The 24,565-nt window shown below is 39.4% G+C and carries 14 protein-coding genes and 1 pseudogene; 14 read left to right on the top strand and 1 reads right to left on the bottom strand.

Going from position 1 to position 24,565, the window contains the following annotated elements; all coding sequences use genetic code 11:
- Positions 1-2: 2 nt before the first annotated feature.
- Complete coding sequence (locus DTA23_RS05360; RefSeq protein WP_239468787.1) at positions 3-1,526, top strand: SusD/RagB family nutrient-binding outer membrane lipoprotein; 1,524 nt, start codon at positions 3-5, stop codon at positions 1,524-1,526.
- A 140-nt stretch (positions 1,527-1,666) separates the two neighbouring features.
- Positions 1,667-4,144, top strand: coding sequence for a phosphocholine-specific phospholipase C (locus tag DTA23_RS05355; RefSeq protein WP_112374008.1), 2,478 nt, complete (start codon positions 1,667-1,669; stop codon positions 4,142-4,144).
- A 274-nt stretch (positions 4,145-4,418) separates the two neighbouring features.
- On the opposite strand, the gene DTA23_RS05350 is transcribed toward DTA23_RS05355, so the two are convergent.
- Positions 4,419-5,846, bottom strand: a complete 1,428-nt coding sequence (locus tag DTA23_RS05350) for an arylsulfatase (RefSeq protein WP_204990921.1) — start codon at positions 5,844-5,846, stop codon at positions 4,419-4,421.
- Positions 5,847-6,252: 406 nt separating this feature from the next.
- On the opposite strand from DTA23_RS05350, the gene DTA23_RS05345 reads away from it, so the two are divergent.
- The 12 genes and pseudogenes from DTA23_RS05345 to DTA23_RS05290 all read left to right on the top strand — a co-directional run bounded on the left by DTA23_RS05345 (position 6,253) and on the right by DTA23_RS05290 (position 24,553).
- Positions 6,253-7,239, top strand: coding sequence for a LacI family DNA-binding transcriptional regulator (locus DTA23_RS05345; RefSeq protein WP_112374006.1), 987 nt, complete (start codon positions 6,253-6,255; stop codon positions 7,237-7,239).
- Between the two features lie 146 nt (positions 7,240-7,385).
- Positions 7,386-9,733, top strand: a pseudogene (locus tag DTA23_RS05340) (GH92 family glycosyl hydrolase).
- A 10-nt stretch (positions 9,734-9,743) separates the two neighbouring features.
- The gene (locus tag DTA23_RS05335; protein WP_112374004.1) at positions 9,744-10,466 is read left to right on the top strand and encodes a basic secretory protein-like protein; all 723 of its coding nucleotides are present in this window, start codon (positions 9,744-9,746) and stop codon (positions 10,464-10,466) included.
- 10 nt (positions 10,467-10,476) lie between these two features.
- Entirely contained in the window at positions 10,477-12,771 is a 2,295-nt protein-coding gene (locus DTA23_RS05330) for a GH92 family glycosyl hydrolase (RefSeq protein WP_112374003.1), read from the top strand.
- An 88-nt stretch (positions 12,772-12,859) separates the two neighbouring features.
- The gene (locus DTA23_RS05325; protein WP_112374002.1) at positions 12,860-13,513 is read left to right on the top strand and encodes a hypothetical protein; all 654 of its coding nucleotides are present in this window, start codon (positions 12,860-12,862) and stop codon (positions 13,511-13,513) included.
- Positions 13,503-14,180: a sensor histidine kinase gene (locus DTA23_RS05320; RefSeq protein ID WP_172462321.1), complete on the top strand. Its 678-nt coding sequence runs from the start codon at positions 13,503-13,505 to the stop codon at positions 14,178-14,180. The genes DTA23_RS05325 and DTA23_RS05320 overlap by 11 nt, the downstream gene beginning before the upstream one ends.
- 3 nt (positions 14,181-14,183) lie before the next feature.
- On the top strand, positions 14,184-14,885 hold the full coding sequence (locus DTA23_RS05315; RefSeq protein WP_112374000.1) for a response regulator transcription factor: 702 nt from the start codon (positions 14,184-14,186) through the stop codon (positions 14,883-14,885).
- A 158-nt stretch (positions 14,886-15,043) separates the two neighbouring features.
- Positions 15,044-18,298, top strand: a complete 3,255-nt coding sequence (locus DTA23_RS05310; RefSeq protein ID WP_112373999.1) for a SusC/RagA family TonB-linked outer membrane protein — start codon at positions 15,044-15,046, stop codon at positions 18,296-18,298.
- A 19-nt stretch (positions 18,299-18,317) separates the two neighbouring features.
- Positions 18,318-20,240, top strand: coding sequence for a RagB/SusD family nutrient uptake outer membrane protein (locus DTA23_RS05305; RefSeq protein WP_112374070.1), 1,923 nt, complete (start codon positions 18,318-18,320; stop codon positions 20,238-20,240).
- A gap of 159 nt (positions 20,241-20,399) precedes the next feature.
- The gene (locus tag DTA23_RS05300) at positions 20,400-22,697 is read left to right on the top strand and encodes a GH92 family glycosyl hydrolase (protein ID WP_112373998.1); all 2,298 of its coding nucleotides are present in this window, start codon (positions 20,400-20,402) and stop codon (positions 22,695-22,697) included.
- A 117-nt stretch (positions 22,698-22,814) separates the two neighbouring features.
- Positions 22,815-23,177, top strand: coding sequence for a hypothetical protein (locus tag DTA23_RS05295; RefSeq protein ID WP_070561742.1), 363 nt, complete (start codon positions 22,815-22,817; stop codon positions 23,175-23,177).
- A gap of 269 nt (positions 23,178-23,446) precedes the next feature.
- Positions 23,447-24,553, top strand: coding sequence for an efflux RND transporter periplasmic adaptor subunit (locus tag DTA23_RS05290; protein WP_112373997.1), 1,107 nt, complete (start codon positions 23,447-23,449; stop codon positions 24,551-24,553).
- Positions 24,554-24,565: the final 12 nt, after the last annotated feature.

The raw sequence follows: 24,565 nt of genomic DNA, 5'->3' as shown, positions 1-24,565 counted from the left end.
ACATGAAAAGATTATTGACGTATATCGCCCTTGGTACTTTGGCGGTATCGACAAGTTGTTCCAAGTTTGATGAGATCAATACTAATCCTGAGACACCATCCGTGGTAAAACCTTCCATGTTGGCTACTCGTATAATTTTAAATTTGGTACGTCAACCTTCTACTAAAGGGTTTATGCAGCCTTATATGCTCACCAAAGAAATCGCTTGGACGGAGTTGACGGAGGGATATCAATATAATAGTTTAGGAGAATGGGATATCTCAATGACTTCGATCAACGATGCTCATTTTATGGGAGAGTTTGCGACAAGCGAAAAACTTAAGAACTCTTATAATGGTTTGATGTATTTTGCTCGTGCGATGAAGTTTTACGAGGGGACTATGAGTGTCGGAGATATTCCCTATAAAGATGCATTAAAAGGGGAAACGGATAAAGTTTACTTTCCAAAATATGATACGCAAAAAGATGTTTTTCTGGGTATTTTGAATGAATTGGAACTTGCAGATAAGCTCTTCTCGGAAGGTGAAAAATTTGATGGTGATCCATTGTTCGCTGGAGATGTTACGAAATGGCGCAAATTGGTAAACAGCTTTGCATTGAATGTTCTAATCCAATTAAGTAAAAAAGAAAGTGATGCCGATCTGAAGATAAAGGAACGTTTTAAATCAATCTTAAGCAGTAAACCGATCTTTGGTAGTAACGCAGATAATTTTCAAGTGGTTCATGAGGACAAGGCCAGCCAAACCTATCCTTTTTATAAGATTAGCAATAGCTTTGTTATTTATCCTATTGTTTCGACAGAGATAATTGACCGATTGAAACAATATCAAGATAGACGACTATTTTATTATGCGAATCCTTCGGCTTTGCAAATCACAAACGGTAAACAGTCTAATGATTTCAGTGCGTACATAGGGACAGATGCTTCTCTTTCCTTTAGTGAAATTGCTGAGTTAAAAAAGAAAAATGATTATTCTAAATTGAATGACCGTTATACTGAACTAGTTAGTGGTGAACCAACACAACAATACAGTTATGCACATCTATGTTTTGTGATAGCCGAAGCTGCCGCGCGGGGCTGGGTTGCCGAATCATCCGTCAATTGGTATAAGAAAGGCATTGAAGCTGCCATGAAATTTATAGCGGATAATACGCCAAATACGGCTCAATTCACTCATAATATGCCGTTAGATGCCAATTACATCAATACAGCGGTAGCAACTTATGGAAATCAATTTCCGGTCGTACTAGAAGCTCAACTGGAGGCGATTATGACACAAAAGTATTTAGCCAGTTACTTGCAGGGACGTATGACTCCATATTATGATTATAGAAGAACGGGCTATCCTAAATGGAAGATCAATCCAACATCAAGTTTGAATTCGGTCGCACCGGATAAAATACCGATGCGGTGGCGTTACCCATCTTTAGAGTACAATTATAATTCTGCAAATTTGGACGAGGCCATGCAGCGCCAATATAAAGGCAATGATGAAATCAACCAATTGATGTGGCTTTTGAAATAAGCCGTTCGAAAAAACAATCCCCGCAAATGAAATCAATCGTTTGCGGGGATTTTTGTTAAAAACGTTACATTAAAAACGACAGCGAATGAATATATTCGCTGTGGACCATTGAATTTAGTAGAGAGACAACAAATTTATTTATGGATAGCAGAAGAGATTTTATCAAGAAGGCTTCGTTGTTAGCGGGTGTTTTTGGTTTACAAAATGCCATGCCTGATGCGATACAGCGTGCATTGGCGATTGAACCTATAACAGGAAGTACCTTTTTAGATGCCGAACATATTGTCTTATTAATGCAAGAGAATCGTTCTTTTGATCATAGTTTTGGAACCCTTCGCGGGGTTAGGGGATTTAATGATCCACGGGCGATTAAATTGCCTAGCGGTAATCCCGTATGGTTGCAGTCGTCGGCTGCAGGTAAGACCTATTCGCCGTTTCGACTGGATATCAAAAACTCCAATGCTGCGTGGACCGGAAATTTACCACATTCCTGGGAAAACCAGATGGCAGCCCGTAATGAGGGAAAACACGATAATTGGATCGAAGCAAAACGGCCAGGAGGAAAGGTTCTGAAAGAGATTCCGCTAACAATGGGTTATTATACACGTGAAGATATCCCTTTTTATTATGCATTGGCTGATGCCTTTACGATCTGCGATCAGCACTTCTGTTCGTCTATCACAGGTACAACAACCAATAGGCATTTCTTCTGGACTGGAACCTGTGTGCCACATAAAGGGGCGAAGCCATTGGTGCGGAATTCCGATATCTATTTTAACCGTTGGGCACATTGGAAGACTTTTCCTGAACGCCTGGAAGAAGCGGGGATCTCGTGGAAAGTCTACCAAAATGAGGTCAGCATAGAAAGTGGCTTAGACGGCGAGGATTTGTTGGGTAATTTTACAGACAATAATTTAGAATGGTTTGCGCAATATCATATTGAATTCAAGAAAAGCCATCTTGGTTTTATGCGGAAACGTGTCGCGGAATTACCAGCGGAGATTCAAGAACTTGAGAAAGCATTAGCTAATAATAGCTCCGAGAGTGTCCAGAAAACACAGAATAAACTCAAGCAGAAGCAGGAACAGCTGAATAGCTACCAAAAACATTTGGCACGCCTTACGGAGCATGCTTTTCAGCAGCTTCCTGAAGAGCAGCGTGCTTTGCATGAACGTGCATTTCAAACGAATGAGGGGGACCCCTTCTATCGGGAGACAAGCGTTGTGACACATGAGGGTGAAAAAATTACCGTTCCTAAGGGCGATGTACTCCACCAATTTAGACATGATGTGAAGTCAGGGAAACTGCCAGCAGTGTCGTGGCTTGTAGCACCACAAAGCTTTTCAGATCATCCGAGTGCACCTATGTATGGCGCTTGGTATGTATCGGAGCTATTGAATATTTTGACAGAAAATCCGGAAATCTGGAAGAAGACCATTTTTATTCTGAACTATGATGAGAATGATGGTTACTTTGATCATATTCCTCCTTTTGTAGCACCTAACCCCGCAGACAGCCGTTCTGGAAAAACTTCTCCGGAATTAGATTATAGTGGTGAATATGTGAGTTTAGCACAGGAGCTTGCCGATGGTGAAGAAAAAGATAATGCAACGGAAGGCCCAGTGGGGCTTGGTTACCGCGTCCCTTTGATTGTGGCTTCGCCTTGGTCAAAAGGCGGTTGGGTCAATTCGGAGATCTGTGATATCACGTCGACGATTCAATTTATGGAGCATTTTTTCGAGAAAAAGTTGGGTAAGCAGGTAAAAGAGGAAAATATAAGCTCTTGGCGTCGAGCTATTACAGGTGACTTGACATCGATATTTCGGAAAGCTGAGGGATCGAATGCTGTTGATTTGCCTTTCCTTGATCGGAATCAGCAGATCTATGCGATTGATCAGGCGAAATCGAAACCACTACCCAATAATTTTCACGTTTGGTCGAAAGAGGATGCCGCAGCATTACGGTCTAAGGGGCATTCCACTTTACTGGCGAGACAGGAGAAAGGTCAAAAAAATTCTAGCGCGTTAGCCTATGAGCTCTATGCTAAAGAGTCATTTGCTAAAGAAGACAACCGAATTCATTTAACATTAGAAGCGGGTAATAAGGTGTTTGGTGATAAATCGCTCAGTAGCCCTTTTAATGTCTATAGTGGACCAAGTTATAAAGAAGGGGTTAAATTTTGGCCTTTTGCAGTTGTTGCTGGTCAGAATCTGAGCTTTGACTGGAATCTGGCTGACTTTAAAGATGGGCATTACGATCTAACCGTATATGGCCCAAATGGGTTTATGCGGGGATTTAAAGGACATGAGGAACCATTGACTGTTCGTGCAACTTATGAAATCGGGAGGAAAGGGCACTTAACGGGTAATCTTGTTTTGGAGATTCAAAATCATGGCAAAAAATCATTCCGTCTACATGCGGAGGATAATGCTTATAGTACATGGAAGAAATCCATTGTACTTGCTGCCGGGAAATCTACGAAGTGGATTGTGGAATCTCATAAAATCCATGGGTGGTATGATATTACGGTACATGTTGAGAATACCAAATTTGTGCGCCAGTTTGCAGGACGTGTGGAAACGGGCAATCATTCGAAAACTGATCCACAATTGGGATAATAATCCGTTCCTACATAATTGACCAAAGGGTATATAATTAATATATTACTGACTAGGGTGAGAAATCCCAGTTTTTATTTTGACTGGGATCTTTTTGCATAGGTATGAGCATCCACTTGGGGTAGTCAGTAAACTTAGTGAAAAAAATATGATTTCTTTTTACAGGAAAGATAATCTCTATTTTTTAACGTTCTTCCTATATTCTCAAGGAATTTAATAGCTTTTTGGGGGAATATAATTCAGTTAGCTACCCCCCAAATCGTTGTTTTATTTTTTATGGCTGAGTTATATTTGTCAATGGGAAAATACCACTTTCGACATGCGCTTTTTCAATCAGCTGGCGTAATTCTTTTACTTTCTTTGGATTTTCCTGGGCAACATTGTGTTGTTCTTTGGGATCTCGTTTGAGGTTATATAGTTCGGCTGTAGATTGGCTACTTTTGACTTTTTGTAAGATAAGTTTCCAGTCTCCCTGACGCAAGGCTTGACGTCCCCCATCTTCATGAAATTCCCAGTACAGGTATTGGTGCTGTTTTTGTTGCTTGTTTTTACCTAGTAGCGTTGGCACAAATGAAATACCGTCTGTATAATGCGGTTTGTTTGCTCCGGCAAGCTCAACCATCGTAGGCATAATATCCCAAAAGGCGCCTAGGTAGTTTGAAGTTTTCCCTTCGGCAACTTTACCATGCCAGTACACAATGAAAGGGGTCTTGATGCCACCTTCATAGAGGTCGCGTTTGTTGCCACGCAACCCACCGGAGCTATTGAAAAAATTGGGGTCAGCTCCGCCTTCCTTGTGCGATCCGTTGTCGCTCGTAAAAATGATAATTGTATTGTCCAATAGCTTGTTTTCACGTAGCCGATCAACAATTTGACCGACATAAGCATCCATACGGCTTACCATACTCGCATACATCGCATGTGGTTTTTCAACCGAAGTGTAACCGGGAACAGTTGCTTGTGGTCCATAGTCATTTCCTTTATGCGGTTTTTCATCAAACCGGTCTGCATATAATTGGTAATATTTGTCATCCGGACCTGATAATTCGGCGTGTGGAAGAACGGTAGGTACATACAGGAAAAAAGGTTTCTCCTTATTTTCATCGATAAATTCCAGGGTCTTTTCTTGGATTAATGCTGGTGCATACTGCCTTTTGGCCATTAAACCATTGCCATGGAGTTCTATCCTTTCCTTATTATGCCAGAGGTGAGTGGGGTAGTAACGATGGGATTGACGTTGACAGTTATAGCCATAAAATTCATCGAATCCTTTTTGATCGGGCGCCCCTGTTGTATTGACCATTCCAAGGCCCCATTTTCCAAATGCACCGGTTGTATATCCTGCCTGTTGTAGAAGCATAGCGAAAGTTTGTACAGAGTCGGCTAGCGGTTGTTGTCCTTCGGGTTCAATTTCTTTGTTACCGCGTACATCGGTGTGGCCAGTGTGCTGTCCTGTCATTAAAGATGATCGCGACGGAGCGCACACAGATGTCCCAGCGTAGAAGTTGTCAAATTTCATTCCTTTGGCAGCCAATGAATCGATATCTTTCGTTTCAATTTTTTGCTGACCGTATACACCAAGGTCTCCATAACCAAGGTCATCTGCCATAATAAGTACAATATTCGGTCTTTGGTCCTTCTGTTGAGCTATGGCAAGAGAGGCTAGAGTCAAAAGAAGAGACAAGATAAAAGATGTTTTCATTTGCATTAGGTTATTTCTTCAAATTAATTTTTTCTTAGCTAAGACTGTCCACTAGTTTATATAGTAGTCCAATTTAATCCACTAAAACAGTCAGGTGGTCCTAATTTAGTTTTATTGGTAATGCTTCGTATGCTTTTTTTAGTACTTCTATTTTTGAGAAGTATATTATTCTAATTATTCCAAAAAGAATGAGGGTTAAATTTACTCAAAAATAGCTTTTGATCGTACTAGTTCGCATTGGTTGAGATATAATAGCGGTAATGAAAGAGCCTTAATTTGATAATATGTTACTTTTTGTTGTCTACGCATACGATTGTGTAATAATTTATTGTGTGCTATCAATTGTAATCTCCGATATGTTCATATTTATTTTCTAATTTCACCCTAATTTTATGAAAATGCTCTTATGGCCAAATCAATTAAAGAAATAGCACAAGAACTCAATGTGTCTAAATCAACTGTTTCATTAGTCATTAATCACAAAGCCGAGCGAGCACGCATTAGCAAGGAATTGGAAAACCGTGTACTTGCATACGTTGAAAAAGTAGGCTATAAGCCCAATGCTCTCGCTAAGAGTTTAGCTACGGGGCGGTCAAATACCATCGGTCTAATTGTAGAGAATATTGGAGATTCTTTTTTTGGTCCATTTGCTTTATATGTAGAGGAATTGTTCCGAAAGAAAAATTATCACGTCCTCTACAGTAGTACGCTTGGCGATTCACAAAATGCACGCGATATCATTGATTCGATGTTGGAAAAGAAAGTGGAGGGTATTATTTTGGCTCCGACAGTAGATTTGGAAGAATACCAACGCAAAATATTGGAGCATAAAGTTCCATTGGTCGTTTTTGATAGGAATACTCCAGCAGTGGAAACCCATTATGTGCATATTGACAATGAAGTTAGTGGGAAGAATGCATGTGACCATTTGAAATCTATTGGTTGTAGAAATTTTGGACTGGTAACCATCGATTCGGATCAACCACAAATGTTGGCGCGCAAACGTGCCTATTTAGATTTTTGTGACACATACGGAATGGAGCCTCGCATACTGCAATTACCTTATCAGCATCTGAAGCAGAAAGGTTCACGTACGTTGAAAAATTGGGCAGCTAAGCAGGTTGGATTAGATGGTCTCTTTTTTACAACAAACTACCTTTGTATTCTCGGCTTGAAGGCCTTGCGGTCAGCGGATGAAAATAACTATGATTTTCCGATGTTTTCTTTTGATGACCATGAGTTGTTTGATCTTTTAAACCCTAAAATCTCCTGTATACAACAACCATTGGAACCTCTGGCTAAGACTTGTGTGAAAGTTTTGTTAAAGGAAATAGATCAAGGGATATCCACACCAAAAGAATATATCATCTCAACAAAATTGATCCGGCGCTAAAATGGGGCAATAAAAGGATGTGTAGAAATTGATTGTAAAAATAATAAGACCTGCTTCTCAATGCCAGGTGTTTGTTTTGATTTAATATTCTTTTTTATATCTTTACTAATACGTTTTAGTAGAAATATTTTTATATATCCTAAATAATGAAAAAATCTATAAGTGTTTTTCTGGGTTCGTTATTGTCTTTTGGTTTGTTTTGCGCAAAACCGGTTTTGGCTCAGAAATTTAGAGGACAGCAAATGGAAGCTGTCGATCTTGTTAATCCATTAATGGGTACGGAATCCAAATTTGAATTGTCCAATGGTAATACCTATCCCTCAATAGCGCGACCTTGGGGGATGAATATGTGGACACCTCAAACGGGGAAAAATGGCGACGGATGGCAGTATCAATATACCGCTGACAAGATTCGTGGTTTAAAACAGACTCACCAGCCATCACCCTGGATGAATGATTACGGTGTTTTTTCAATCATGCCTGTTACTGGAAAGCCCGTATTTGATCAAGAGGAGCGTGCGAGCTGGTTTTCGCACAAAGCGGAGATTGTAAAACCTTATTATTATTCGGTTTATCTAGCAGATCACGATGTGACTGCAGAGATGACACCAACAGAACGCGCAGCAATGTTTAGGATCTCGTTTAATAAAACAGACGATGCGTATATTGTTTTGGATGCTTATGAAAAGGGATCTGAAGTTCAGATTATTCCAGAAAAAAATATGATCATTGGCTATTCTTCTAAATATGCACGGGGCCCACTGCCTGCTATTTTCAAGAATTATTTTGTTTTGGTTTTTGATCAACCTTTTGCAAGTGTCGCTACTTGGGAAGGCAAAGAGAAGAAGGATGGGCAACTTCAGATCAAAGGTGATCACACTGGTGCAATCGTAGGGTTTAAGGTAAAAGACAAATCGAAACCAGTACAGGTGAGCGTAGCATCTTCCTTTATTAGTGCCGAACAAGCCTTATTAAACTTAAATGAGTTAGGTAATAAGTCTTTCGATCAAGTAAAAGAAGATGGACGTCAGATCTGGAACTCTACCTTAGGAAAAATTAAAGTAGAAGGCGATGATATCGATCAGTTGCGTACATTTTATTCGACGATGTATCGGACCTTATTTTTCCCAAACAAGTTATATGAAATTGATGCGCAAGGAAAGGCTGTACATTACAGTCCATATAATGGAAAAACACTTCCTGGTTATTTATTTGGAGGAACAGGTTTTTGGGATACTTTCAGAGCGTTGTATCCATTCTTAAACTTTATGTACCCTTCCATTAATAAGGAAATGCAGGAAGGTCTTCTCAATGCCTATTTGGAAGGAGGTTTCCTACCTGAATGGAGTAGTCCTGGATATGCCGATATTATGGTGGGCAATAATTCCGCTTCGGTTGTTTCGGATGCTTATATGAAGGGATTACGCGGTTATGATATCAATAAGTTATACGAAGCTTTACAACACGGTGCTAATAACGAAGGACCAATGAGTGCTGTTGGAAGGAAGGGCGTTGACTATTACAATAGCTTGGGGTACGTGCCTTATGATGTTAAAATCAATGAAAATGCAGCACGTACATTGGAATATGCTTATGACGATTTCACGATCTACCAATTGGCAAAAGCGTTGAACCGTCCGAAGGCTGAAATTGATTTGTATGCTAAGCGTGCGCAGAACTATAAGAATTTATTTGATCCATCGACCAATCTTATGCGTGGAAAGAATAAAGATGGGAAATTCCAAACTCCTTTTAATCCATTAAAATGGGGTGACGCATTCACCGAAGGAAATAGCTGGCATTATTCGTGGAGCGTATTTCACGATGTTCAGGGGCTGATCGACCTAATGGGAGGAGAAAAGACATTTGTGAGCATGTTAGATTCGGTGTTTGTCCAGTCTCCAGATTTCGACGATAGCTATTATGGCGGTATTATCCATGAAATACGTGAAATGCAAGTTGCGAATATGGGGCAATATGCACATGGTAATCAGCCAATTCAGCATATGCCATATTTGTACAATTACGCTGGCCAACCTTGGAAAACACAATATTGGGTGCGTCAAGTGATGGATCGCATGTATAAGCCTACACCTGATGGCTATTGTGGTGACGAAGATAATGGTCAAACTTCTGCATGGTATGTTTTTTCTGCGCTGGGATTCTATCCTGTTTGTCCGGCAACGGATGAATATGTGCTCGGAGCGCCATTATTTAAAAAAGCGACCTTAACATTTGAAAATGGTAAGACCTTGACCATTGATGCTCCAAAGAATTCTACTGAAAATGTGTATGTAAATACATTGCAAATGAACGGTAAGGATTATGCTAAGAACTGGTTAAGTCATAAAGCGTTGCATGAAGGTGGGACACTTAATTTTGATATGGCGGCAAAACCCAATTATACTAGGGAGCGTCCAAAAATTCAGCGCCTTATTCAATGACAACAGATTTGCAAACAAATATCAAGTTGAAATCGAACAAAAAGAAATAATCATTAGGTTATGATAAACTTAAAAAACTTAAAAATCGTTGTTACTGTATTTGGCTTGGTATACTCTTGTTCCCTTTTTGCGCAGGACAACTGGAAACATACCGAAAATGACCGCAAGGTTGCTGTGGATATTGATAGTATCAGTAAAGGTGGTTATACCCTGATTTGGATTAATAAAGACAAAGATTTTAGTGCTTCTTTAAAAGAAAGGCTGGTAGCGGCATATTTTACCAACTATCCTAAACTAGCCAAGAAATATAATAAAAAGACTATAAAAAAGGTCTCTTTTGTTATTGATCCGGACTATAAAGGTGTGGCAGCGACAGCGGGTGGGATTGTCCGTTATAGTCCAGCCTGGTTTGCCAAAAATCCAGGGGATATTGACGTGGTTACCCATGAGGTCATGCATATTGTTCAAGCATACCCCGATGGGGCGGGCCCGTGGTGGATTACGGAGGGGATAGCCGATTTTGTCCGATTTGATGATGGCATAGATAATGCGGGGGCAAACTGGAAGCTGCCAGAATATAACGAAAAGCAGAAATACAGCGATTCTTATCGTATTACAGCGCGCTTTTTGTACTGGATCAATCTACATGTAAAGAAGGATTTTGTCAAAAAATTGGATGCAGCGATGCGTAGTAAAAGCTATAGTGATGCTTTTTGGAAAGTGGAGACGGGTAAAACTATTGATGAGCTATGGGCCGATTATAGCCAAAATCCCACACTATAATTCATAAGCGATGAATATCAGAAGTTTAGTCTTTTTGGGATTAATTAGTGTCCCATATCTATTAAAGGCACAAGAAACTAAATTAGTTCAGTATGTCAAACCACTCATCGGAACGGCGAAAATGGGACATACTTTTCCAGGGGCGACAGTTCCATTCGGTGCTGTACAATTAAGTCCTGATACGGATACATTATCTTATGCCGTCAATGGACGGTATAACGGCGATGTTTATAAATATTGTGCCGGTTATCAGTATGATGATCCGACGATTGTCGGGTTTAGTCATACGCATTTTAGTGGCACTGGTCACTCCGATCTTGGTGACATACAGATCATGCCGACACAAGGAAAAGTTCAATTAAATCCGGGTACAGCTGATCGACCACAAGATGGTTATCGATCTTCCTATTCGCATGCCAATGAACGAGCTGAGGCCAATTATTACAGTGTTCTACTGGATAAACATCAGATTAAGGCTGAATTAACGACTACAACACGTGTAGGGCTCCACCGTTATACATTCAAAGAGTCTGACGCTTCACATCTTATCGTAGATCTAACTGCTGGGATTTATAATTATGATGGCAAGAATGTTTGGACCGTTGTCAAGGTATTGAACGATTCAACCCTGGTAGGCTACCGTCAAACAAACGGTTGGTCGAGAACGCGCACCGTATACTTTGCAATAAAGACCTCAAAAGCTTTTAAGAATTATGGCGCCAAGTATGAAGATGGAAAATCTGTGTATAATGGTTTCTGGCGTAAGTTTGATCAACAAAATAATTTCCCCGACCTTGCAGCGCACAATATTAAGCTACACTTGGATTTTGATACAAAAGCACAAGAATCCATCCTTCTGAAAGTAGCTTTAAGTCCAGTAAGCATGAAGAATGCATTGGCCAATATGGAGGCTGAGGCTCCAGACTGGAATTTTGATGGCTACGTTAAGAAAGGCCAAGAAGCTTGGGAAAAGGAGCTGCATAAGATAGAAGCTGAAATGTTGAACAAGGAAGACCTGGTCAATTTTTATACAGCCATGTACCATGCAAGCTTAATGCCGACAGTCTATATGGATACGAATGGTGAATATAAAGGCTTGGATCAGGAGGTGCACCGCGCCAAAGGTTTTACGAATTATACTTCATTTTCGCTGTGGGATACTTATCGGGCTTTTCATCCGCTGTTGAATTTAATTAACCCTTCTCGTAATGCTGATATTGTAGCATCCATGATGGCTCATTATGACCAGAGTGTATTGAAGATGTTGCCGATTTGGTCGCATTATGCGAATGATAATTGGTGCATGAGCGGCTATCATTCGGTGTCTGTTATTGTTGATGCAATACTTAAGGGCGTTTACAAAGGCGATGCAGGAGCCGCACTAGCGGCTTGCGTACAAACGGCAAATACACGTCAGTATGAGGGAATCGGCGCTTACATTGATAAGGGGTATGTTCCTGCAGATGTATCGGGAACATCTGTTTCTAATACATTGGAATATGCGTATGACGATTGGTGCATAGCGCAATTGGCGAAAAAATTGGGAAAAGAGGATATTTACACGACTTTTTCCAAAAGAGCTGAAAGCTGGAAATCACTCTATGATTCCTCCATTGGATTTATGCGTCCCAAGAATTCTGCGGGTAAATTTCAGGAGAAATTTGATGTTTTGGATACACATGGACAAGGATTTATTGAAGGAAATTCATGGAATTACAGCCTGTATGTACCGCATCAACCTACTGAAATGATGGCATTAATGGGAGGCAAAAAACGTTTAGAGTCTTATTTGGATTCCCTGTTTACCATGGAATTACCGGATAAATATTTTGAACATACGGAGGATATTACCCGCGATGGCATTATCGGAAATTACGTGCATGGAAATGAGCCTTCACATCATGTGGCATACTTGTACAATATAACCAATAGTCCCTGGAAAACCCAGGCCCGCGTCAGACAGATCATACGGAATCAGTATCACAATGGCCATGCGGGTTTAGGGGGAAATGATGACTGTGGACAAATGTCTGCCTGGTATTTATTTACTGCATTGGGTTTTTATCCAGTGGCACCTGGGGAAGATAGTTATTGGATTGGTAGTCCTTTGGTAAAATCGGCAAAGGTTAACCTTGAAAATGGACGCAGTCTTTCCATAGTTGCCCGTAACCAGTCTGAAAAGAATGTTTACGTTAAATCCGTTTCTTTAAATGGGCGGAAATTGGCTGATTTTCTATTACCCTATAGTAGCATTATAAATGGTGGTGAATTAATCTTCGAGATGAGTAATAAACCGAACAAATAAAAGCCTGCTCACAAAGATGAGACGATCAGGTGTGTACAAATGGATAGCTATCTGTTGCTTATTTTTGTTTCTGATATTACAGTATCTCATGATCGCACGATCATATGAGATTAAAAGAAGCGAACTATTTCAGAAAGAAAAAAAGGCAATTAAGGTTGTTTACGATAAGTATATCTCGAACGATAAGATATTTCCGGGCGGGCAGAAACTTATCGATTCAACCTTAATGCCTCATTTAGTTCGTCTGAAAGCTTATTACCAAGACGATAGTAATGCTTTCAATAATCTGAAAGATAGTATCGCAAAAACGTTGGTAACGAGGCTTCGAAATCATCCAGCCATGGACAGCCTATTTCATAAGATCAGATCCGAAGTCAATTTGGGCGAAGGTTTTGGTTATGCCATTGTGTTGAAAGATGTTTCGGTGACTTTTGATGCGAAGACATTTATACCAATTATGGACTTTGGAATAGATCAGCATATTCCTATTGGAGGGGAATTTCGGTTTATTGACAAAGACAATATCGTATCGTCGATTGCAATAACTGCAAATAGTAAGATGTCAAATCGTGTGGCTTTTACGTTGTACGTTGGAAATATTGATACAAATTTTTCTGTATTAAGATCCATTTTCCCCTTATTATTACTGTCGGGTTGCTGTATAATTGGTATTGTTTGGTTGTATTTGATGACCTACAGTAGTTGGATAAAGCAAAAAAAGAATGGCGGAAATGGCTTCTGACTTTATTAACAATGTCACCCATGAATTCAATACACCACTGACAACCATACGAATTGGTTTAACTAACTTGGTGGTAAAGGTTTCTAAAGAAGATAAACTAAAAATGGCAACAACTTTGGATACGTTGATGCGTCAGGTAAACCGTTTGGATCGATTAGTTAACAAGGCTATTGATTTGAGCGTGTTTAATCAGGAAGAGGTGATTCTCGAAGAACACTTTTTGGAAGAACTTATGGTTCAATTAGAACAGGACCTAGGGATTTTAGTATCAGAAAGTACAGTAATTCAAATTTTGATGGATGAAAACGTTAAAGACGTAAAGGCGCTTGTCAATCCATTTATGTTCGTCACTGCTGTAAACAATTTGGTCGATAATGGACTGAAGTATAATAAAGAGCCAATAAAATGTATCCATATTCGCTTGAGTATGGACGGAGTAAATACTGTGATGATGACTGTACACGATAATGGAATAGGTATTTCACATAACCAACTGCCTTATATTTTTACGAAGGGATATCGGGGTAAGCAAGAAGCTTCTTCAAATGGGCTAGGTTTGGGACTTTTTTTCGTAAAGGAAGTTATGCGGATTCATCGTTGGAAAATAGACGTTAAATCAGGAACTCAGTCTGGAACAACGTTTTCGGTTTCCATACCAACAATATAATAGATGATACTAAAATATGGACATATATTGCTGATTGAAGATGATCTTGATTTAGCGACAATGCTCATAGATTATCTATCAAATTTTGGATTTGATGTTAGTCATGCTATGTCTGCTGAAGAGGGGATATCCTATTATGAGATTAATAAATATGATATCCTTATAGTAGATATACAACTTCCTACTTGGGACGGATTTCAATTTGTTGAATATATTTCACAGTTAAATAAAAACCAATTTGTACTTTTTCTCACAGCCAGACTGTCTAAAACAGATCGATTAAAGGGACTCCGTCTAGGGGGTAATGATTACATAACAAAACCCTTTGATGTTGAAGAATTGTCTCTGAAACTTCAAAATTATATTGTTAAGCAGCCTGTTGTTTCTCAATTGCAACTCAATATTGGTGACATTAAACTTGACCGTAATTTACTTGCAATAGAATTTAATGATAAATCTCGGCAGGTTGTATCACCACGTGAATTTGAACTTTGGACTTTCTTAGCCAGCAAACCGAATATTGTATTGAAAAGAGAAGAGATCTTACTTGCTCTTTGGGGAGATAACGATTATTTTTTAGGACGAAGTCTTGATGTTTTTATATGCAAGATTAGAAAAATGCTGAAAAGATCGCGGTATGTTGCTATTAAAACTGTTTATAAGGTGGGATTTATTTTAGAGGTCGATTTCAATAATTGTCATTAACAATCGATTAACAACTTTCTCTTTTCTTTCTTTTTAATTTTACTAAAACGAATTAGTTTATCAGCTTAAGGTTGATTTCTTTGGAGGTGTTCATTCCAAAGAAATAACTAATTGACGACCAATTTTTGTATTAGTAAACCAATCATTAATTATTATTTATGAAAAGAAAGGTAATTCCATTATTTTTTACGCTTTCGGTGTGTAGCACATTCAATTTGTGGACCGAATTGAAAGCTGCGTCTAGCCACTTCAGTTTCCAACAAGAAGGTATTATTGTAGAGGGAACAGTTTTAAACAGTTCGACAGGTAAAGTTTTGCAAGGTGTTACCATTGTCGTTAAAGCAAGTGGAAAATCAACGAAAACAGATGCATCAGGCCGATATCGAATAGAAATTCCCTATAAGGATGCGGTGTTGACTTTCTCGTATATTGGCTTTCAGCCTCAACAAATTGTTGCCGCTGGAAGATCGGCGCTACAGGTTAGTCTGATAGAAGATGTAAAAGCATTAGAGGATGTTGTTGTTGTTGGATATACAACGCAGAAGAAAAGAAATGTAGTAGGTGCGGTAGCAACAATTACGACTAAGGACCTGGTGCAGAGCCCTGCTGCAAATATTAATAACATGCTCGCTGGGAGATTACCAGGACTGGTCGTCAACCAATATGCTGGAGGAGAACCAGGGGTAGATCGTTCAGAATTATTTATTCGTGGTAAGTCAACTTATGGCAATCAATCACCTATTGTAATTGTAGATGGAATTGAGCGTGATATGAGCTATTTGGCCCCAGACGAAATTGAAACGGTTTCCATTTTGAAAGATGCAGCAGCTACAGCGCCATATGGAATTCGGGGAGCAAATGGTGTTATCGTTGTTACAACAAAACGTGGGCAATCCGCAGATAAGGCGACGGTGGATTTCAAAGCGTCTTATGGCCTAAATACACCCGCACAATTGCCGATGCTTTTGGGATCTGCAGATTATGCAACTCTCTACAATGAAGCGTTAACGAATGATGCGAAGCTATCCGGGGGAAATACCAATAACTTAAAATTGTTTAGTCAGGATGCTATAGATAAATTTAGACGGGCAAAGGGAGATAATTCGGATGGGCTAGGCTATAACTGGGACTATTTTGATTATATTTTTAGAACTGCACCTCAACATGAATACAATCTATCTATACGAGGAGGCAATGATATCGCGAAATATTTTGTGATGGGCGGTTATATGGGGCAAGATAATAATTATGACCATGTTGATTTATCTAAGTATAATGTTTCTCCTAAATTTCAACGCTATAACTTTAGATCCAATATTGATGTCAACATTACAAAAAACTTGTGGGTTAAGCTCAATTTAGGTGCCCGTATTACCAATCGAACCTCGCCTGGAACTTCTGCTAGTAGATTGATGACATTGGCGATGACACAGCCGCCGTATTTGCCCATCACTCTCGAAGCCAATAGCCAACCTTCAACACAAGGTTATCTGCTAAATAATCCCTCGGGTTTGTTGTTTGGTAATCAAATTTACCGATTTAATGTTCTTGGAGAATTGACTAGATCAGGATATCATACAGAAAAAAACACCTATCTGGAAGGGAGTTTTGCCGCCGGTTGGAATATGGATTTTATTACGAAGGGACTTTCTGTTGACGGAATATTTTCCTATGATGCAAGAGAGCAACAATGGGTCAGACGCGAGTTGGGTACCTATAGTGAAGGATATAGGGTATATCCCAATTATGCGACTTTTCAGCCTACAGATGGTATAGATTTATTTATGAATCCGCAATACTATGAGGGTACTTATAGAAATGGGAACAAATATACGGTAGATCAAACTGTTGGAAATTCATTTACACAAAGTAGTCCTTTTAATAGAACCTTCATTCAAGGAAAAATAAACTATAACCGTCTATTTAAAGATAAACACAATGTTACTGGAATGTTGCTTTTCAATCGCTCGAGCCAGTCTGTTTATGATGCGGCGAATTCAAGAGCCAGTGTTGATATCCGTTATCAAGGTATGACAGGACAGTTTACCTATAATTATCTAGAAAAATATTTGGCGGAATTTAACTTTGGTTACAATGGATCCGAAAATTTTATAGAGGGAAAACGTTATGGATTTTTCCCGGCTGGAGCATTGGGTTGGGTGGTTAGCAAGGAGAAATTTATGTCGAATACCAAAGATTGGCTAAGCTTTTTGAAGCTTAGGGCCTCGATGGGCCTTGTGGGCAATGATAAAATGCCAGGTGATGCTCGATTCGGATATCTGGCATTTTTTCAGGGAGGAGACGGTTATAGTTTTGGCGAACAGAATTTTAACAATGGACTAAGTGGCCTTCGTGAAGGGCGCCTAGCAAATGAAAATATAACATGGGAGAAATCTAGAAAAACTAATGTAGGTCTCGATATGGGCTTTTTAAAAAACAAGATGAACTTTAGCATTGATATTTTTGAGGATTATCGTTATGACATTATTACCGAACTTGGGGCGGATGACATTGGTTTTCCAGGCGTAGTTGGTAAAGGTTCTCCGCTGATCAATATTGGAAAGGTCCGCAACCGTGGTATCGATATTGAAATGAGTTATTCAGATATGATCGGGGATAATTTCAGATTCTCTCTGAAACCTAATTTCACCTTTTCCAGAAATAAGTTGATCTACCGACAAGAGGTTCCGCGACTATATGAATACAGGCAAGCAACAGGTAAACGACTTTATGAAAATTTTGTCTATGTTTTCGATCACTTCGTTAGGGATCAAGCCGAGGCGGACAAATTAAATCAGGGTAATTTTCAACCTTGGGGAACAGTAGGACCAGGCGATGTCGTATATAAGGATTTGAACGGTGATGGTAAAATTACAGATTTAGGGGATCGCACAGTGATGGGAAATCCTAGGAGCCCGGAGATTCAATTTGGTCTACCAATATCTCTGCAATACAAGGGTTTTGATTTTAGTCTTTTGTTTCAAGGCGCGTTAAATTCTTCAATTTTATTGAAAGATGCGGCTGTATGGGATTTCCCGACTTTTGATCAAGATAAACTCGGCTCCGTTCGACCAATTCATATGGGACGTTGGACACCGGAAACGGCCGAAACTGCAACTTACCCCGCTTTACATATAGGTAATTCTGAAAATAATAAAAATAGCAATAGTAGTCTATTTTTATATGATGCTAAATATTTAAGACTTAAAAATATAGAGATCGGTTATAATTTGCCGAAAGATCTTATTAAAAGAATTGGTTTAAATCAATTACGCGTTTATGCGCAAGGAATGAACCTATTTACCTGGTCAGGTTTAAAGGATTTAAGTATAGATCCTGAGATGGGAAATGCGAGCGGTTATTGGTACCCGATTCTAAAAGTCTACAACTTTGGAATAAATCTTAATTTCTAACCTTATGAATGTATTGAAGATGAAAAAAATACTTTTTTTTATGGCAGGTGTGGTTGCTATTATGATCGCAAGTTGCAACAAATATTTGGACAAATTACCCGACGATCAGATCCGGGAAGATGAGGTTTTTACTCGTTATGAAAAAGTAAATCAGCTCGTTACGGATGTATATACTAAAGCGAAGAATGTCAATCAACCGATTTCGTGGTTCTATCATTTTTCGAGTGCTGCGATAACCGATGAGGCCGAAGGCTCTACAGTAGAAGGAAATATTACGAATAGATATAATACGGGTGATTGGAATATCAATGAACTACCGGGAGACAATGGTCAATTCTGGAATAGTATGTTTGACGGGATCCGTAGAACAAACGTTATTTTGGAAGGAATAAAAAAATATAGTACACCAGATGATATCCTAGAACCAGGTTCACTGCCTATGCGCGTGGGTGAGGTCTACTTTTTAAGAGCTTACTTTCATTTAATGGCTGTTCGTATATATGGTGAGATACCTTACATAGATCATGTTGTTACGGCAACAGAGAACATGAACTTCGAGCGTGAGTCAGTTCACAAAGTTATTGATAAAATTGTAGCGGATGCAATAACAGCATATAATGCCGTCCCAGAAAAATGGGAGGGTCAGAATTTTGGACGTATCGATAAAGGTGCATGTCTTGGGCTGATTGCAGAAGCACGGTGGATGGCCGCTACACCACTTTGGAATGGAGCTGCTGCAAAAGGCTATAATGGGACGCGTAAGTTTGAGTCCGAATACGCTACGTACGACCCTCAGCGTTGGGTGAAAGCTAAAGAGGCGGCTAAGGCAGTTCTTGAAAGTAAGGTTGCAGGGGGAAAACGTTATAGTTTGTATCAGAAATACTCAAATACCGATTTTGGAGATAGTGGCGGTCAAAACACGAGTAACTCAACAGTTTATACACGCCTATGGCAGATGTTTTATGATATGGAAGCGTTCAAAAATGAGTATGTTTTGTTTTTTACGCGCTATAAGGGTGAAGGGTGGTTTGGTGATGTATATCCGCCAAGCCGCGGTGGTGGAGCTCGTCAGATGCCCGTTCAAGAACAAGTAGATGAGTATGAGTACTTGTCGCCAGATGGCTTTGGTTACCCGATTTATAGTGCCAAGGCTAAACAGGACGGGTATGATGACGCAAATCCTTATACTTCAGTAAAAAGGGATCCACGTTTTTATCGCGACATTATATTTCATGGTGCAGCATTCCGCGGCGGTAACAATAATCCATCCCAGACAAATATTGCGAGTGGTGCCGATCAGATCGGAGCGAATAATGCAACGCGCACGGGATATTACCTGAGGAAATTTTTGCAGGAAGCTTGGAATAAAAATGGAAGTGTTATCATCAGTGCACCTCCAGTATGGCGTTTGCCGGACTTTATTTACATTTATGCTGAGGCAGTTAATGAAATCGATGGACCAACACAAGAGATCTATGATTTAATTAATCAGGTAAGATCAAGATCCTTTATGGCGCCAATGCCTTTGACAACACTTTCTGATAAAAATGTGATGCGTGAGTATATTTATCGCGAACGAAGAGTCGAATTCTTTTATGAGAATAAGAGAGCTTTTGATAGTCGCCTATATCTAGAACCAAGTAGTTCAGTAGAGAAAACCAAATTTCAGACTTTTACTGCATCAGGTGGTACAAATAATGAACGAAGTATAAACTACTGGAAAAATAGTAATACAGCGTATCCGAAACTTCAAAATATGATTAATGGCATGAGAGCCGTTGAGGACGTAAATGGTAAAATTCAAATCGGCGATAAACGTTATAGAATGGAACGCTTCTTTGTTGAAAGTAGAGTTTTTACCGCTCCAACTCATTATTTATTTCCTATTTTAAACTCAGAGATTCAAAAATCGCCCTCATTAGGGCAGAATCCCGGCTGGTAGTATTTCTGTGATATAAAATCCGCAATCATTTGATTGCGGATTTTTTTGTAACCATCTTGTGAAAAACACCTGACCATCTTCTCTATTTAATTATCTTACTTATATTTACTAATACGGTTTAGCTTTTTTTGCTAGTACGATCAAACAAATGCGTAATTTATGTTTAATATTAAAAAACTAACAGGTAGTATTCTTTTTCTATTCGCGATCCATGGGGGGATGGCACAGCAGGCTTCACCTGTTGATTTTGTTAATCCACTGATTGGTACAGAATCGAAGTATGAATTGTCCAATGGGAATACTTATCCAGCAATAGCTCGTCCTTGGGGGATGAATTTTTGGACACCCCAAACAGGAAACATGGGCGATGGTTGGGTATATACTTACACGGCGGATAAAATAAAGGGTTTTAAGCAAACGCATCAGCCAAGTCCCTGGAACAATGATTATGGACAGTTTTCAATTATGCCCGTTACAGGTACACCTCAATTTGATCAGGAAAAACGTGCGAGCTGGTTTTCACATAAGGCGGAAATTGCCAAACCTTATTATTATAGCGTTTATCTTGCGGATCATGATGTGACAACAGAACTGTCGCCTTCACAACGTGCAGCAATCTTTCAATTCACATTTCCCAAAACCGATAGTGCTTATGTTATTATTGATGCGTTTGATAAGGGGTCATATATTAAAGTAATTCCGAAGGAGAATAAGATTATCGGGTATTCAACAAAAAATAGCGGCGGTGTTCCAGAGAATTTTAAGAATTATTTTGTCATTACTTTCGATAGACCATTCTCTTACAAAGCTGCTGTGGAAAACGGAGCGATAAGTAAAGATGAACTGGAAATTCAGGATAATCATGCCGGAGCAGTTGTGGGTTTCTCTTCCTTGAAAAGAGGGGAGAAAGTCATCGCTCGGATTGCTTCTTCTTTTATAAGTTTTGAACAGGCAGAAATTAACCTCAAGGAGGTTAAATCCAAAACATTTCAACAAGTTGTTGACGAGGGTAAGGCACAATGGAATGAAGTCCTTGGGCGTGTACAGGTTGAAGATCATAATATTGACCGATTACGTACATTTTATTCTAGCCTCTATCGTTCAACACTTTTTCCGAGAGACTTTTCTGAAATTGATGGAAATGGTAAGCGTATTCACTATAGCCCCTACAATGGGCAGGTCCTACCTGGTGAGATGTTTACAGATACAGGTTTTTGGGACACCTTTAGAAGTTTGTTTCCGCTGTTGAATTTATTATATCCATCCATGAACGATCGCATGCAAGAAGGTTTGGTGAATGCGTATAAAGAGAGTGGTTACCTTCCGGAGTGGGCTTCGCCAGGACATCGTGCATCGATGATTGGAAACAATTCCGCTTCTATTGTCGCAGATGCCCTGATGACTGATCGGAAAGGCTATGATAAAGACCTGTTATGGGAAGCGCTCAAGCATGGAGCCAATAGTGCCTATCCGAAACACTCTTCGACAGGACGCTTCGGTTATGAATATTATAATAAATTGGGCTATATACCTGCTGATGTAAAAGTAGACCAAAATGTAGCACGTTCATTGGAATATGCATACAATGACTGGTGTATTTATGAATTTGGCAAAGCATTAGGCAAACCGGAAGCTGAAACAGCTATTTATGCAACACGCGCGATGAACTATAAAAATCTGTTTGACCCAAGTACAAAACTTATGCGTGGGAAAAAAGAAGACGGATCGTTCGTCTCAGATTTTGATCCAAGTGCTTGGTCAAGAGAATATACGGAAGGAAATGCTTGGCATTGGAGTTTTTGTGTGTTCCATGACCCTCAGGGTTTAATTAATTTGATGGGTGGTAATAAATCATTTGTGTCCATATTGGATACGGTGTTTGTTATTCCGAGTTATGAGGGTATGAAAAGTCGCGGAATGATCCACGAAATGCGTGAAATGCAAGTGATGAATATGGGGCAGTATGCGCATGGAAATCAACCTATCCAACATATGCCTTATCTGTATAATTATGCTGCAGAGCCCTGGAAAGCACAATATTGGGTACGCAAAATAATGGATAAACTTTATTTGCCTACACCAGATGGCTATTGTGGTGATGAAGATAATGGGCAGACTTCAGCCTGGTATGTCTTCTCTTCGCTGGGATTTTATCCCGTTTCTCCTGCCTCGGGCGAATACGTGATTGGTTCACCACAATTCGATAAAGTGATACTCCGACTTGAAAACGGGAAAGAAATCTTGATTCAAGCCAAACAACAGGAGTCGAATCAGGTTTACATAGATCAGTTATCTTGGAATGGAAAGCCTTATAATCGCAATTATATCCGGTATAGTGATTTATTGCAGGGCGCTAACCTTGAATTTAAAATGAGTGACACACCGAATAAAAATAGGGGAACAAAAAAAGAGGATGCTCCATATTCCTTTAGTAACGAAAAAATTAAAGGAAAATAAAGATAGAATTCTTTATTGAAAACCATGACTGCTAATTTTAGGCTGTCATGGTTTTTTTACACGAATAAAATAATCTTAGCTATTTAAAGTCATACCTTTGTGATTCGAAATTTCGATATGTTAGGCAAAATATTTCATTTTTTAACACTCTTTGCATACCTTAATCTGTTGACCTATGAGTCTTTCTCCTCGGCAACTGGACAGGTGCTGCATGCAGGTGAGACCATTGTGGAGTATTTTTTGGATGACGTATTGGATTTGGAACCCATTCATTCTTCCCAAGAAGAAAAAGTACTATTGCAAGATGATTATCGTATATTTTCACTCAATAGTCAAGTACTACCAATTTTTATTTTTGTTTTTGGAATCGTCTTTACGGCATTATGTTTTGCAAAAGATGATGAACATCCTTTTTACCGATCTAAAACCCTATGCTTACCAGGGTATTATCGCTTCCTATCCCGTTTTAGGCCATTCTAGTTACCTCCAATAATTTTCTATCGGAGGCTGCAATAGTTTTATTTTATTTCTGTATATGGTATGGAAGGCCTTAGGCCGCTCTTTGCCCTATAAAATTGCTGTAGCTCCTATCTAATACATTCTCCTAACGACTGACTTTAAAATGCCGTAGGAGGGTTTAACATTTTACATTTTTTATCGTTTATGAAATACCAATGTTTGGCAAACACCAACGTGGATGAAAAACAACTGGGTATTCCATATGACCTTTAAAAAAAGATTATTCCCATATGAACAAATTACGAATACTGTGCCTTTTGCTTGGCGCGGTCGGGATGTTGGCCTCATGCCGCTCCAAAAATGCTAATGCTGACCAAATAGAAGAACTCAAAAATATACCCGTCGCCTCTTTGATGGTGATGGACACAACTGTTTATCAAGAATATATTGCGGATGTCCAAGCGTTGAAAAACGTCGAGATTCGCTCGAAATTGAATGGGTTTTTGGATAAAATTTATGTAGACGAAGGGGCTTGGGTAAAGAAAGGCCAAATACTATTTAAGTATAATAATGAGGAATATCGTTCGGAATTAGCCAAGGCCAAAGCACAGTATGATAATGCTATTGCCGAAGCACAAAAGATTAAGCTGGAAATGGAGCGAACTCAAAAATTGGTTGACAAGAATATTGTGAGCTCTTCCGAATATAATTTATTGAAAATTCAACTAAAAGCGGCCAATTCTAAGATCGAAGAAGCCCGAGCTTTGGTGAATCAGGCACAGACAAGATTGGACTATACTGTTATACAAGCTCCTTTTGACGGTCGTATAGACCGTATCTTATTGAGAGAAGGCTCTTTATTGACCGAGGGTAGCTTAATTACGACGATCTCCGATTTAAGCAAAGTGAATGTTTATTTTGATATTTCTGAAAGGGAGTATCTGACACTTATGCGTGATAAGCTGGACGGTAAGGAAACGCAAAAATCGGTCAAGTTAATTTTGGCCAATGGTGAGCTGTATCCACACGAGGGAATTGCCCATTTGGTAGAAAGTGAATTTGAAGCCAATACTGGATCCATTGCCCTTCGGGTTCAATTTCCCAATGCCGAGCATATCTTAAAGCATGGCGCAACAGGTAAGATTGCGGTGCCAATGCAGACAGGGGAACATACCTTTGTACACCAAAAATCAGTATTTGAAATTCAGGATAAGACATACGTTTATACAGTACAGGCAGATAGTACCGTAAAAATGACACCTTTTACAGCGGGCCCGCGTGTGGGGCATTATTACATTGTGGATGGAGGTTTAGATCCCAACGCCAAGATTGTCTATGAGGGAGTACAGGGACTGCGGAGTGGAATGAAGATTAATCCAAAAATGAGGAAACTGTAAGGGAGGATAAAT

It is taken from the genome of Sphingobacterium multivorum (genome assembly GCF_900457465.1).
Lineage (GTDB): Bacteria > Bacteroidota > Bacteroidia > Sphingobacteriales > Sphingobacteriaceae > Sphingobacterium > Sphingobacterium multivorum.
Note: the sequence above shows the minus strand (reverse complement) of the source record. Positions and strands in the feature narration are given on the sequence as shown.

Coding starts and splice junctions, on each gene's coding strand:
- DTA23_RS05335 (WP_112374004.1), top strand. CDS start 9,744: ATGATAAACTTAAAAAACTTAAAAATCGTTGTTACTGTATTTGGCTTG.
- DTA23_RS05345 (WP_112374006.1), top strand. CDS start 6,253: ATGGCCAAATCAATTAAAGAAATAGCACAAGAACTCAATGTGTCTAAA.
- DTA23_RS05295 (WP_070561742.1), top strand. CDS start 22,815: ATGTTAGGCAAAATATTTCATTTTTTAACACTCTTTGCATACCTTAAT.
- DTA23_RS05320 (WP_172462321.1), top strand. CDS start 13,503: ATGGCTTCTGACTTTATTAACAATGTCACCCATGAATTCAATACACCA.
- DTA23_RS05355 (WP_112374008.1), top strand. CDS start 1,667: ATGGATAGCAGAAGAGATTTTATCAAGAAGGCTTCGTTGTTAGCGGGT.
- DTA23_RS05330 (WP_112374003.1), top strand. CDS start 10,477: ATGAATATCAGAAGTTTAGTCTTTTTGGGATTAATTAGTGTCCCATAT.
- DTA23_RS05300 (WP_112373998.1), top strand. CDS start 20,400: ATGTTTAATATTAAAAAACTAACAGGTAGTATTCTTTTTCTATTCGCG.
- DTA23_RS05315 (WP_112374000.1), top strand. CDS start 14,184: ATGATACTAAAATATGGACATATATTGCTGATTGAAGATGATCTTGAT.
- DTA23_RS05310 (WP_112373999.1), top strand. CDS start 15,044: ATGAAAAGAAAGGTAATTCCATTATTTTTTACGCTTTCGGTGTGTAGC.
- DTA23_RS05325 (WP_112374002.1), top strand. CDS start 12,860: ATGATCGCACGATCATATGAGATTAAAAGAAGCGAACTATTTCAGAAA.
- DTA23_RS05350 (WP_204990921.1), bottom strand. CDS start 5,846: ATGAAAACATCTTTTATCTTGTCTCTTCTTTTGACTCTAGCCTCTCTT.
- DTA23_RS05290 (WP_112373997.1), top strand. CDS start 23,447: ATGAACAAATTACGAATACTGTGCCTTTTGCTTGGCGCGGTCGGGATG.
- DTA23_RS05305 (WP_112374070.1), top strand. CDS start 18,318: ATGAAAAAAATACTTTTTTTTATGGCAGGTGTGGTTGCTATTATGATC.
- DTA23_RS05360 (WP_239468787.1), top strand. CDS start 3: ATGAAAAGATTATTGACGTATATCGCCCTTGGTACTTTGGCGGTATCG.